General features: G+C 50.4%; 11 protein-coding genes. 1 reads left to right on the forward strand and 10 read right to left on the reverse strand.

What is annotated here, in order from left to right:
• Positions 1–108 precede the first annotated feature (108 nt).
• Positions 109–1,260, forward strand: a complete 1,152-nt coding sequence (locus WFJ73_RS31800) for an AI-2E family transporter (RefSeq protein WP_127494456.1) — start codon at positions 109–111, stop codon at positions 1,258–1,260.
• Here the strand turns inward: WFJ73_RS31800 and WFJ73_RS31805 are convergent.
• From WFJ73_RS31805 to WFJ73_RS31850, 10 genes are all read right to left on the reverse strand, one after another.
• Positions 1,246–3,066 carry a peptidoglycan D,D-transpeptidase FtsI family protein gene (locus tag WFJ73_RS31805; protein WP_336776802.1) on the reverse strand — a complete coding sequence of 607 codons (1,821 nt, stop codon included), beginning with the start codon at positions 3,064–3,066 and terminating at the stop codon, positions 1,246–1,248. The two genes, WFJ73_RS31800 and WFJ73_RS31805, sit on opposite strands and share 15 nt — an antisense overlap.
• A 94-nt stretch (positions 3,067–3,160) precedes the next feature.
• Entirely contained in the window at positions 3,161–5,317 is a 2,157-nt protein-coding gene (locus WFJ73_RS31810; RefSeq protein ID WP_336776803.1) for a methyl-accepting chemotaxis protein, read from the reverse strand.
• Between the two features lie 195 nt (positions 5,318–5,512).
• Positions 5,513–6,610: an endolytic transglycosylase MltG gene (gene mltG / locus WFJ73_RS31815; protein WP_336776821.1), complete on the reverse strand. Its 1,098-nt coding sequence runs from the start codon at positions 6,608–6,610 to the stop codon at positions 5,513–5,515.
• 186 nt (positions 6,611–6,796) lie between these two features.
• Entirely contained in the window at positions 6,797–7,111 is a 315-nt protein-coding gene (locus WFJ73_RS31820; protein WP_127494459.1) for a DUF1292 domain-containing protein, read from the reverse strand.
• On the reverse strand, positions 7,111–7,404 hold the full coding sequence (locus tag WFJ73_RS31825; protein ID WP_015845905.1) for a DUF1292 domain-containing protein: 294 nt from the start codon (positions 7,402–7,404) through the stop codon (positions 7,111–7,113). Before WFJ73_RS31825 ends, WFJ73_RS31820 begins: the two co-directional genes overlap by 1 nt.
• Before the next feature lie 8 nt (positions 7,405–7,412).
• Positions 7,413–7,829, reverse strand: coding sequence for a Holliday junction resolvase RuvX (ruvX, locus tag WFJ73_RS31830; protein ID WP_015845906.1), 417 nt, complete (start codon positions 7,827–7,829; stop codon positions 7,413–7,415).
• 16 nt (positions 7,830–7,845) lie between these two features.
• A complete protein-coding gene (locus WFJ73_RS31835; RefSeq protein ID WP_015845907.1) occupies positions 7,846–8,103 on the reverse strand; it encodes an IreB family regulatory phosphoprotein in 258 nt (85 codons plus the stop codon).
• A 59-nt stretch (positions 8,104–8,162) separates the two neighbouring features.
• On the reverse strand, positions 8,163–10,796 hold the full coding sequence (gene alaS, locus WFJ73_RS31840; RefSeq protein ID WP_336776804.1) for an alanine--tRNA ligase: 2,634 nt from the start codon (positions 10,794–10,796) through the stop codon (positions 8,163–8,165).
• 523 nt (positions 10,797–11,319) lie between these two features.
• The gene (locus WFJ73_RS31845; RefSeq protein WP_336776805.1) at positions 11,320–12,390 is read right to left on the reverse strand and encodes an AI-2E family transporter; all 1,071 of its coding nucleotides are present in this window, start codon (positions 12,388–12,390) and stop codon (positions 11,320–11,322) included.
• Between the two features lie 109 nt (positions 12,391–12,499).
• Entirely contained in the window at positions 12,500–13,282 is a 783-nt protein-coding gene (locus WFJ73_RS31850) for a DeoR/GlpR family DNA-binding transcription regulator (protein WP_336776806.1), read from the reverse strand.
• Between the last annotated feature and the right edge of the window lie 87 nt (positions 13,283–13,369).

Below are 13,369 nucleotides of genomic sequence, written 5' to 3' on the forward strand. Positions count from 1 at the left end.
CACGATACCTTTAATTGTACCATATGAGCATTAATTATAGGCATCGTTTTAAAAATTATAGTACAATCACAACAGGGATTTGATTCCTGTACGAGAGGAGATTATTGTATGCTTCCGTTTTACAAGAAATACTGGCGTACCGCATTCGACATAGCGCTTATTGCCCTAACGGTGTATCTGGTTATGTTCGCCTTCAGCTATCTGTACAAGATCGCGACACCTATTTTCTTTGCATTTGTCATTTATCTGTTTATCGAACCGCTGGCCAAGCGGCTGAACAAAATCGGGATCAAAAAATCGATTGCTTCCGGCATATCCGTGCTGGTGTTCTCCCTCATTATTATTGGCCTTTTTTCCGGACTAGCCTATATCATTACAAGCCAAGGCGCCGACTTCATTAAGGTGAAATTGCCGCAGTACCAAGAGCTGTTCAAGGAGCAGGTGCAGGATGATTCCAGCGTGTTCCAGCAAAAGCTTCAAGCACTGCCTCCCGAATGGGTCAATAAAATCACCGAGTACATTAACGGAGCAACGGAATATTTACCGAAGCTGGCCAATATTATTTTCACCGGTCTGATCGGATATATTTCGTCCTTCTCCACTTTTCTTTTCAACTTCGTAATCGGGATTATTCTGGCGTACTTCCTCAGCATTGAGATTAAAGTATGGAAAAAAACCGCCAATGACAAAACGCCTAACACGTTCAAAAAAGCTTTCTTCTTCCTTAGAGAAAATGTATTCAAAGGAATTGGAGCTTACGTGAAGGCTCAGGCAAAAATGATGAGTATTACGTTCCTCGTTATTTTCGCGGCGCTGCTTGTTCTGAGAGTCGAAAATGCATTCGCCATCTCGTTAACGGCCGGGATCTTCGACGTATTGCCGCTTCTTGGCGTTAGTACGCTGTTTATTCCCTGGATCATTTATTTGTTCCTGGTTGGTCAAACGACGCTTGCCGTATGGCTGTCCGTGCTTTTGGTAGCGGTCGTTCTGACGCGTCATATCGTAGAGCCAAAAATTACGGGCGATACGCTGGGCGTATCCGCCTTCACGATGTTGTCCTGCATGATCGTATCGCTGCATTTGTTTGGCGTAGCGGGCGTTATTCTGTCGCCAATCATCATTATTCTAATTAAAGCGCTGTACGAGCAAGGCTTCTTCCACCGCTGGATCCGTACACCGCAAGGCGAGTTTGACGTTCATCCATTCCCGGCTGCCGCCGAGGAGGAAATCGACGGCAAGCAGCCTTCAACGGGAGTATAGGGCGAGAATATCCATGACGCCGCGAAAAAGCTCCGTTGCTTGATTACTGCTATCAGGCGGACGATTCTCTGCCAGCACCGCAACCGCATAACGGGGCTTCTGGGCCGGACCGTATCCCGTGAACCATTGGTTCACGCGGGGCGCTCCGGCCCTTATGATTTCGGCGGTGCCTGATTTGCCGGCTACCGCCCACAATCCTTGGCGGATCGACCGGCCTGTTCCATGGTCGACAACCGCCTCCATACCGCGAAGCAGCTTGCGCGCGGTGGCCGGACGAATCCGGCCATCCGCCGCTGGAGCGCTCTTCGCGGGCATCGTCACCATCCGCTGGCCGTTGGCATAGCGGATTTCCCGTACGAGGCGCGGCTCCATCACGCGCCCGTGGCCCAGCAGCGTGACGACCAGATTCGCCGCCTGCAGCGGCGTCATCAATACATCACGCTGCCCAATGGCGGATTGCGCCATTACGCCGCCATCCGTCTTAACACCAGCCACAGCCGGGAACAACCGCCCGGCTTCCTCCTCCCCAAGCAGCCGGAGCGGATGACGGAACGGCCCAAAGGCCCGTTCCGAATGCCATCCGGCTTGCTTCCCAATCCCCAGAGCGGTTGCTGTACGCTGCAGCTGCTCCGCGCTTAACCGCTCCGCGATTGTCGCGAATACGACATTGCAGGACTGCGCTAGTCCCTCCCGCAGCGTAAGCGTGCCATGCCCGCCCTCTTTCCAGCAGGACAAGCCGTATTTGCCGTATTCCCCATTGCAGGTAAAACGCTCCTTCTCGTTTGTCACACCAGCTTCCAGAGCAGCAGCCTCGGTAACCAGCTTAAAGATGGAGCCGGGCACGGCTGCCTGAATCGCATGATTGGCCCACTCCTTCTCATTATCCAGCTGCAGAGGCTCCATGTGCGGCCGTGAAATCATTGCCACAATATCCCCATTGTCCGCATCCAGAACAACTACCGCCCCCTCCTTAAGCGGTCTGGCATCGATATAAGCTTCAATTCTGTTCTGAAGCTCAAGATCAAGCGTAGTCTGTACCTGAAGCGGGTAATACGGATTCCCCGGTCCCGTGACCCGGTAATTCAATCCTAGCAGCGGCCCCTTATTGCCGTCCGTAAAATAAGAAACCGATGTAGCGCCTGCGCCATGCAGCAGATCATCCAGCGACTTCTCGAGACCGGAACCGCCGATCAACTCATTGATTTTCCGTTTGCCCGACTCTAGTTCTTTGGAATAGGCCATTTCAAGATGCTCCGGATGCTGGCTGATATAGCCAATAGCCTGCTTGGCGGCAAATGCCGTTAAATAACGGTTCCGGTACGGTAATGCCCTTATTCCGTTCAAATGAAGCTTAGCCAGCTGCTGAAGCTGCTTGTCCGATAATCGGTAAGGCAGCTTCTCTTTCCCTTTATGCCAGAAAGAAGGCTCCCGCAGCTCCTGCCACCGGCTCACGAGCTCTCCTTCCGTTACATTCAGAATCGTGGCTAGCTGCCGGGCATTCCGATGCCAGTTCTTCTCCGTTTGAGGGTCTTCGAACTGCGTGTTCACGGGAAATAAGGCAAGCGTATAATACGTCTCCCCCGTAATCGATCTGTTATATCGGTCGACGAAATCTCCCCGGCCGGAATCCAGCACCAGATTCCGCTCTCGCTGCATAACAGACATCCGTTTCCAGCTGGTCTGGCTAATAGCAGCAGCGTTCTTATGCCCGAAGCCAGGAGTCAGCTGCAGCCAGGCAAGCCTCGCAATAAACCCGGACAAAATAAAAACAAATAATAACCCGATTACAGCAATACGTCTTCTCATGTAAAAGGCGCCTCCAGTCATTAGACATTATCACCTTACGGGAGCACAAAAAAACCGTCCAAAAGGATCTTTCATCCAATTGGACGGCTTATGATTAGTCGATTTTAAAACGGGATAACGATTCTTTAAGTCCGCGGGATACGGCATCCAGCTTCTCGGATAGGTTAACCAACCCGTTACTGATGCTAAGTTGCTCGGTGCTAAGCGACGCGACTTCTTCAGAAGTAGCCGAGGATTGCTGCGCTACGGCGCTCACATTCCCCATCGCTTCCGTTAACACGACTTGCGATTGATCCAGCACGGTGATCGAATTCGTTACCGAATCGAGCTTCTGCACGAATTGTCCCATCTGGTTCTGTACCGTGAGGAAAAGCTGGTTCGCTTCTTTAACCGATCCGATCTGCTCCTGGAACAGCGGGTACGCATCGGACAATACCGTCACCGTCTCTTCGATCTGCGTCATTATTGTCTCCGTAATTTGGCCTACTACATCGATCGATTGACGGGATTGATCCGCCAGCTTGCGGATCTCATCGGCTACGACCATAAAGCCTTTGCCGGCCGCTCCGGCCCGTGCCGCTTCAATGGTTGCGTTCAGCGACAGGATGTTCGTCTGTTTCGTCAGATTGTTCAATACATCCAGAATTTTAACGATAGACCCGGTGCTAAGCTTGAGGCTGTCCACTTTCTCTACCATGGAACGGGTCATTTCTTCCGTCATGCCCGTCTTCTGAATAAGAAGCCCCATGTACGCCGTACCTTGCTGGCTCGCTTTCTCCACTTCGCCGGCGGATTCTACCATATGGCCGGTTGCTTCCATTACCGATTTCATTTGATGATTGATATTGCCTGTCAGATCGCTGCCTCTTTCGGCCTCGACCGCAAGGCTGGATGCTCCGCTCGCAATCTCTTCCGTAGCGACGGAAATCTCTCTTGCCGAAATCGCCGTCTTCTTCGATACGTCGGTCAGCTCGCCAGCCGTAGACAATACATCGTCTGCCGACTGGGTTGTTTGCTTGGCAAGCGCCGTAATCTGTATCATCATTTTGTTAAAGCTCTCGCCAAGCTGACCGATCTCATCCTTGCGTTTCGTTATATTCGAGCGAACCGTCAAATTGCCGCGTTCGCCTTCGTTCATCAGATTGCGCATCGCCATAAGCGGCATTGCGACGGTACGGATAACGAGCATGCCGATAGCGATCGCGATAAACATGGCAACCAGTGCAATCAGCCAAGTCATTTTGTTAATAACGCCCGCATCTTTTACCAGTTCATTAACCGGAATCGTTCCGACCAGTCTCCAGCCTGTTGTATCCAGCGTCTTGAATACGGAGAGAACCTCTTCCCCTTCAGAGGATTTCTCTTTCAGCGATCCTTCCTCATCAATGTTCAGTTTAACGACGTTGCCTTTGCCAATAAGACTGTTGTCCGGAGACGAGATGTACTTATTGTCGCTGTCCACCAGGTAAATACTGCTGCCTTCTCCAAGCGATACGTCTTCATATTGGCCGCGGATATCCTCGAGGTTAAGCTCGAGCAACAGGATGTAAGACGCTGCATTAGTTGTCGTATTGTTCATTTGCCTGCTGAGACCAATCGAAGGCTGCTTATCCTTTGTGCCAAAGCCGGTTGGCTGCGTTCCAATCCAGTTCACGCCGCCTTTTGAAGTTTTCGTCTTCTCGAACCAGTCCGATTTCATCAGATCGGGAGCTACGGCCACGGAGGCCATTCCGTATGTAATAGTCGGAAGCTTATCGTTCAGCGGCAGCAAATAAGCACCGATAATGGCCTTGTTGGCCATCACCGCGTTTTGCAGACGGTCACCCAAATCCTTCTCTGCTTCAAACAAATCAAAAGCTTCCGTGCTGTCTTCCAGGGTAGAAACAAGCTTATGGAACTCTTTATCGATCATGATCTGCATCGACAGATCCTCATACGTCTTAAGTACAATATCCAGGTTCGCCGATGCCTGTACGATGGTCTCGAAGCTTGCGCTGGACACTTTATCCTCAACGATACCTTTTGCTTTCGAATAGGCCATTTGACCCACGACCAATACGCACGCGATAATGCTCACAAAGATAATCAGAAACAGCTTTGTACCTACTGACTTTAATGGGTTGGAGAAAATGGATGTGAAAGTCTGCGTCACTTGCTTTGTTGTTTGAGCGGTAACCGCCTGCGCCTTTGATTGCGCTTTCATATTTTGCGGCTTCTCTTTAATTTTTTTAGGTTTGTCCGTTTTCTTCATGCAAGACACCGCCTCTTTATCGTTATGTAGTTTGTAAGTTGGATCAGTCTAGTTCTATTACCCTATATCGGTATGTACAGTCCTATTATTTTATATCGGTCGGAAAATGTCAATTGATTAGTAGATTCCAAAAACTATTTTTCCCAATAAAAAACAAGGAAAGACATACGTCCTTCCCTGTCGATATTTTCCGTCTTATTTCGCAGCCGTTTCATTGCTTGTCTCGATATTTTTAAGATGTTCTTTATAGGTCTTGGCAAACAGATGCGTCTGCGAGCCGTCTTTTTTGGTGACGTAATAGAAGTACTCGTTTTTCTCCGGATATAAAGCCGCTTTAATCGAAGCGAGACTTGGGCTTGCGATCGGCCCCGGCGGCAATCCGTCAATCTTGTACGTGTTATACGGGCTGTCAATCTGCAGATCCTTCTCGTACAACCGTTCCTTTGGCTTATCCAGCAGATATTGAACGGTCGCGTCAATCTGCAGAGGCATTCCTTTCGCCAGACGGTTATAAATGACGCCAGCCACAACCGGCCGCTCCTCATCGACAACTACCTCCCGCTCGATCAGAGACGCAATCGTGAGCAGCTGATGCAGCGTCAGCTTGCGCTCGGCCAGAACATCCGTCCAGCCCTCGGGCAAGGTGTTCAGCTTCGTGTCCAGCTCCGCCATCATTCGCTTGAGAATATCCTCTTCCGTGCTCCCCTTCTTCAGTTCATAAGTCTCCGGGAACAAATAGCCTTCCAGGCGGTGATGAAGCTTGTCGTCGGCCGGTATCGATTTAACGGCCTCCGCGCCTTCCCAGCCCTGGGCGGAATCCGCAAGCGCCAGAAATTTAGCCTTGTCGATCAGCTTTTCTTCGGACAGTTTGTCGGCAATCTGAAGCAAAGTGAAGCCCTCCGGAATCGTGAACCGGATCATGGCCTCTGCTACGGTATCCCCGCTGTTCAGCTTTGCGATGATCTCGTCATTCTCCATGCCCGGGCTTAGATCATAAACGCCGGCCTGGAAATGCGAGCCTTCATTTTTGGCCTTCAAGTAATATTTGAACAAAAAGGAATTCTTGATAATGCCATGCTTTTCCAACGTATCGGATACCGCAAACGCCGAAGCTCCCTTTGCAATTTCAATTCGGACGGGTTCGCCCGAAGCTGTCGGCTTTAACCCGTTCCAAACATACAAAAAGACACTCCCCGCTCCAATAATAAGGAGTGCCAGAAGCGATAAAACGACCCATAAGGCAATACGGCCTGCCGATGGTCCTGATCTTGAATGCTGCTGTCTCGATTGCACCAACCGCGTTCCTCCTAAAAAGAATTATCACACAAACAGCTAACAGCTGTTCGTGATGATTCTTACTTCGTAAGCTTAATCTTAATGAATTCATTCATCAGATTCATCCATTTTCCGACAAAAATTTCCTTCAAAAACCTGAGAAAAAGAGCGGTGGGAGCCGCTCTTCTCAACTTGCGTATGCAATTAAGGCATTTCGTCGTTTGCGAACAGAAGATCATCGTAAGCTTCCGCCGCAAGTTCCCACTCATCATCGTCTTCAATCGTTTCAAGCTGGGGTTCGCCGTTATCGGTCAGGATGACGCGGAACAGCTCAACCTCCTGCTCTTTCTTCATATCAGGCGACTGCAGAGCGGCATAAACGTACGGGCCAAGCAGAAACTCCGCCTTGATCTCGAATTTGTCGAGACTTCCATGCTCGGAGACCAGCTCGATTACATTCCCGAACACTTCCCGAAGCCGCTCTTGCGGAACCGGAATAATGCGCTCGTCATCTGCCATTAATTTTCCTCCATCTCGCCGAGAAGCGTGTTGAAGGTTTCTTCAACCATGTTCCACTCTTCTTCGTCTTCGATCGTGTACAGCTTCAGGTCGTCGCCTTCTTCTTCATAACGGAAAGCGTATACTTCATCTTCCTCGTCATTTTCGCTTGCAAGCGGAACAACCATCATATATTTCGAATCAGAGCCATCCACTTCAAACTTCATGATGACTTCGAATTCTTCTTCGTTGCCGTCTTCATCCGGAATATAAATAATTTCCGGTTCTTCGAACTGCAGGTCATCCTTTGTCATCGCAACCCTCACCTTTTCGTTTTAGAATCGAGATAATTTTGCAAAATAAGCGTTGCCGCCATTTTGTCTATTACTAGCTTTCGCTTCTTCCGGCTAACATCCGCCTCAAGCAAAGTCCGTTCGGCGGATACCGTTGTCAGCCGTTCATCCCAAAGGTGAACAGGCAAGTTTAGTGTTTGCTGAAGCTGCTCTGCGAATGCCATACTTATCTCGCCGCGGGGGCCAATCGTATTATTCATATTTTTCGGCAGTCCCACAACGATTTCCGTTACTTCATGCTCTTTTACCAGCTCGGCAATCCGATCCATTTCGCCGCCGTCTCTGCGCTTGTGAACGGTTTCCAGTCCCTGCGCGGTCCAGCCGAACGCGTCGCTGACCGCAACTCCGATGTTGCGGTCACCGTAATCCAAACCCATTGTCCTCATATCCGGCTCCCAATTCTTATTTCTTGTTGTTCAGATAAAACCGGACAAGCTCTTCAATGAGTTCATCACGTTCTTTCTTGCGAATTAAGCTTCTGGCGTTGTTATGCCGCGGAATGTAGGCGGGATCTCCGGACAGCAAATACCCAACAATCTGATTGATCGGATTATACTCTTTCTCCAAAAGCGCCTCATGCACCGTAAGCAAAATGTCTTGTGAGGAAGATTCGCCTTCCGCCTTCACATTAAACTTCATCGTGTTGTCCATGGAATTCATCGCCAGCACCTCGCTTTCCAGCCGCATTTATTAACTAGTTTATTACATTTACACTGCTATCATATCACATTTGATTGGTTAAGAACCAGTTCTTCGGCAAGTTTCAAAGCTTCGTCCAGCTTCGAAGCGTCTTTGCCGCCGGCTTGTGCCATATCCGGACGTCCGCCGCCGCTGCCGCCGCAATGCGCAGCCGCTTCTTTGACGATCTTGCCGGCATGGAAGCCTTTCTTCACCAGGTCGGCCGATACGGCTGCAACCAGGCTTACTTTGTCCTCTTGAACGGCGCCGAGGATAATAACAGCAGAAGGCAGCTTCGCTTTCAGCTCATCCGCAATACCGCGGAGGGCATCCATAGTTGGCGCGCTTACTTTCGCGCTTAGCACCGTTACGTCGCCAACCGTCTTCGCGTTTTGCTCAAGGGAGCCTGCTTCGATACGGCTCAGCTTCGCCTGCAGCGATTCGTTCTCTCGGCCCAGCTCTTTCACTTGCGCGAACAGGGCTTCAATCCGTTTCGGAACATCGTTGTTGCTTGCTTTCAGAAGAGCGGAAGCCTGCTTCAAAAGATCAAGCTGACCTTCCATATAGCTATAAGCATGGCGGCCGGTTACGGCTTCGATACGGCGTACGCCGGAGCCGATGCCGCTCTCGCTAACAAGCTTGAACATACCGATCTGGGACGTATTTGCGACGTGGCAGCCACCACACAGCTCGATGCTGTAAGTGCCGACTTGCACGACGCGCACGATGTCGCCGTACTTCTCGCCGAACAAGGCCATAGCGCCCATTGCTTTTGCTTCCGCAATCGGCTTGCTCTCGATAACAACAGGAGTTCCAATCCAGATTTGCTCGTTAACCTTGCGCTCGATTTCCGTCAGTTCTTCAGGCGTAATGCTGCCGAAATGGGAGAAGTCGAAACGCAGACGGTCTGCTTGCACAAGTGAGCCTGCCTGATTAACATGATCGCCAAGCACTTCTTTTAGCGCTTTATGCAGCAAGTGAGTCGCCGTATGGTTCTTGATGACATCCTCGCGTACCGAACGGATAACGACAGCTTCCACGGTTTCTCCCGTACGAACGGTACCGGAAGCGACCACGGCATGGTGCACGCTTTGGCCATGCGGCGCTTTTGTCACGTCTTCAACCTGCAGCGTAAAGCCGTTGCCTACGATTGTGCCTTTGTCGCCGATTTGACCGCCGCTTTCCGCATAGAACGGAGTACGGTCGAGCAGCACAAGCACGCGGCTGCCTTCGCCTACAAGGTCTACCAGGGAATCTTCATGGACAATGGCAGTGATTTGGGCTTCTGTTACCAGTTCATTATAGCCAACAAATTCGCTTTTAACCGTAAAGTCGGCAAGCGGGCCGCCTTGCACGTTCATGCCGCCCGTATCCTGGCGGGCCGCGCGAGCGCGTTCGCGCTGAGCTTCCATCGCGGAGTCAAAGCCTTCGCGGTCAACGGTCATGCCGTTCTCGGATGCAAAGTCCTCCGTCAAATCAAACGGGAAGCCGTACGTATCGTACAGGCGGAATGCGTCCTCGCCGCCGATCTCCGTTGTGCCCGATTTGCGTGCTGTTGCTACCAGATCAGACAGCATTACTAGGCCGTCGGACAAGGTTTCGTGGAAACGTTCCTCTTCCGTACGGATAACGCGCTCGATAAACTCGCGTTTGTCGACAACCTCCGGATAGTAAACGCCCATAATCTCGCCAACAACGGAAGTCAGTTCATACAGGAACGGACGGTCGATGCCGATTGTTTTTCCGTAACGAACGGCACGGCGGAGCAAACGGCGGATAATGTAGCCGCGGCCTTCATTGGAAGGCATAACGCCGTCGCCTACCGCAAAGGCAACCGTACGGATATGGTCGGCGATTACTTTCAGCGCAACGTCATGCTCATCATTCACATGGTATTTCACGCCCGCGATTTCGCATGTACGTTCAATGATCGGGATAAACAGATCCGTATCGAAGTTGGAGTCCACATCCTGCAGGATGGAAGCGAAACGCTCGAGACCTGCGCCCGTATCGATGTTTTTGTTAGGAAGCGGCGTGTAGCTGCCGTCTTTGTTATGGTTGAACTGGGAGAATACAAGGTTCCATACTTCGAGGAAGCGCTCGTTCTCGCCGCCAGGCCAGCACTCCGGATCGTTCAGATCGCCGTACTTCTCGCCGCGGTCATAGAAAATTTCGGTACAAGGTCCGCATGGGCCTTCGCCGATATCCCAGAAGTTCTCATCCAGCTTGTAGATGCGCTCAGCCGGAAGGCCGATTTTCTCGTTCCAGTACTTGTACGCTTCTTCGTCTTCCGGATAGACCGTAACGGAGAGGCGATCGGGATCGAAGCCGATCCATTCTTTGCTCGTCAGGAACTCCCAAGCCCAAGTGATGACTTCTTCTTTGAAGTAGTCGCCGATGGAGAAGTTGCCCAGCATCTCGAAGAACGTATGGTGGCGGCGGGTTTTGCCGACATTCTCGATATCGTTCGTACGAATGCATTTTTGCGAGTTCGTGATGCGCGGATTGTCGGGAATGACGCGTCCGTCAAAATAAGGCTTGAGCGGAGCCATGCCCGCATTGATCCAGAGCAGCGACGGATCGTTGTGAGGGACAAGCGATGCGCTTGGCTCGATATGGTGTCTTTTGCTTTCGAAGAAGGAAAGCCATTTGGAACGAATCTCACTTGCTTTCATTGTTTTACGCCTCCGTTTAACATTGAGCTGTACGCACTATGAGAAACTTCGAGCCTTTGGCCACTGTTGTTTTTGAATTTCTTGAACGATATGTACAAGGTTGAAATTCAAAAACAAAGGCGGACGCTATCGCTCCAAAAGCTTCGAATTTTCTCTCCGTGCAGAAAGCTCTGATTTTTAAAAAGTGTCTAAAACATGATTTTGAAACATAAAAAAGTCCCTGTCATAAGACAGGGACGAATTTAATATCGCGGTACCACCCTGGTTATTGCCGAATGCACTAAATACTGCACTCAAAAGCAATCTCCTCGTATGGACGATAACGGGTCCTCCCGGTGAAGTTCGTTCACACTCCGAAAGTAGCTTTCGGCCATTCTTCGTCCCAAGAGCTCTTACAGCCGACGCCCTATGGCGAAGAAGCTCTCTCTCTGATTGACGGGCTATGGCTTACTTCCTTCCATCAACGCTTTGCATGTAATAGTTGCTGCTACTGTCTAAAGTATATCGGTCAATGGGACGTCTGTCAAATGGTCTTTCGCCTGACGTAATAAGCGAAGATATGCTGGACGATCACTTTAAGCGCCGCAAAGATCGGAACCGCCAGAATCATTCCCACAATGCCCGCAATCTCCCCTCCGACCAGCAAGGCGAAGATAATCGCCAGCGGATGAATATGGAGCGTGCGCCCAACCACCTGCGGGGATACGACATTTCCCTCAAGCACCTGGCAAGCCATGTTGACGATGACGACAAACAGCACCATTTTCATAGAAATCGTGGATGCAACGAGAAGGGCCGGAGCGGCCCCAAAGAAAGGACCCAGGTACGGGATAATATTCGTGACGGACACAATGCTGGCGAGCAGCAGCGGATACGGAAGCCCAACAATGATATAGCCGATATAAGCAAGTATGCCAACAATGATACAGACGATAAATTGCCCCCGAATGTAGCTTCCCAGCGCCGTGTCGATATCCTTGAGCAGCCTGACGGCATGCTTACGGTGCGACTTCGGAACGTAGGTAATAACCGTCCGCTCGAACAAATCGAAATCCTTCAATATATAAAAAGCCAGGAACGGGATGATAAAAGCGATAAATACCGCATTTACGACAGACCCGATATTGTTGATGAAATGGGATACGGTATCCGACAGCTTCTTCTCCATCTGATAAATGGACTTATTCATCCCGTCCCGGATACTGTCCGGCAGAAAGGACGTATTATTCAAGTCGCTCACGAGACTTTCCGCGCGATAGGTCAGATCGGGAACATGGCGGTTCAACTCGTCCATCTGTTCCTTGAACATCGGGATCACATTAACTAATATAACGGCAAGCGCCGCGCAAAAAACGGCATAAATCAGCAGAACCGCTGCCGTCCGGGGAACCTTCCGCTCATGCAGCATCGTCACAACCGGATTCAGCACGTAGGATACGATCATTGCGATAATAAACGGGGCGAGAATCGACCTTAAGAACACGTAAAGATGAATAAAAATAGGCTTTACCAACAGCAGCAGATACAGGGCAAGCAGCCCCATAATGATATAGACCAGCCACACAAACAGACGGCTCTTCGTCAACCGTTCCACCGTCTTCACCCCCGCTTGTTTCATTCCCGAAAGCCAATAGATTGACAGAGCAATCTGCTTCAGTATATGTACAAGCGGTCCTTTTCATCCATAAATGCCTAATTCGTATTTATTCCGCTACGATCCAATTCAGATTCTTATCGATATATGCCGACCATTCCACAGGGAGCGGCTCCTCGCAAACAACCGTATCCAGCTGCACAAAATCGGCGATTTTGTACAGCCGGTTTGCGCCGAACTTGCTGCTATCCGTAAGAATGATGCTTTGCTCGCTCTTTTGCATCATGGTCTGAACGAGCAGCGCGCGGCTGGAGTCAAAGCTTGTTATTCCCTGTTCGGGAGAGATGCCGTCAATGGAAATAAAAGCTTTGTTCACGAAAAAGTTCTCCATAAACTTTTCCGCCAAGGAGCCGGATATCCGGTAATGCCTCGGGTCAATCTTGCCTCCGATAAAAAAGACGTCGCCCGAGAACATTTCTTTGTTCTGATAGTCCAGAATCATATTCAATCCGGAAACGGAATTGGTTATGATCGTCAGATTTTTCTTGTACAGAAGATAAGGAATCATCTGCAGCGTTGTTGAGCCGTCATCGATAACGATTACGTCATAGTCTTCTACCAGGGCGGCGGCAGCCCTACCAACCCGCTGCTTCTCCTCTACCCTTAATACCTCTCGTTTCAGATGGGAGAGCTCCTCGTAGACAAGGGTCATCTTTACCGCTCCGCCATATACGCGCTTAAGCCGGTTCTCCGACTCCAGCTCCTCCAGGTAGCGCCGGATCGTCTCCGATGAAACGCCAAAGCGTTTCACCAGATCATTCGTCTGAACTTTACCCGCATCATTAATGATGTCCAGTATCTCTCTCTTTCGCTCTTCTCCAATCAGCGACATAACGGGCACCCCCTTCTTCCGAGTCTCTGTACGATATCCTTTCCTACTTTTTCCCCGCGTACGGACAAACTCCTTCCGTTGCAGGAT

Origin of the sequence: Paenibacillus sp. MMO-58 (assembly GCF_037146255.1) — a bacterium.
In the GTDB taxonomy this organism is placed as follows: domain Bacteria; phylum Bacillota; class Bacilli; order Paenibacillales; family Paenibacillaceae; genus Pristimantibacillus.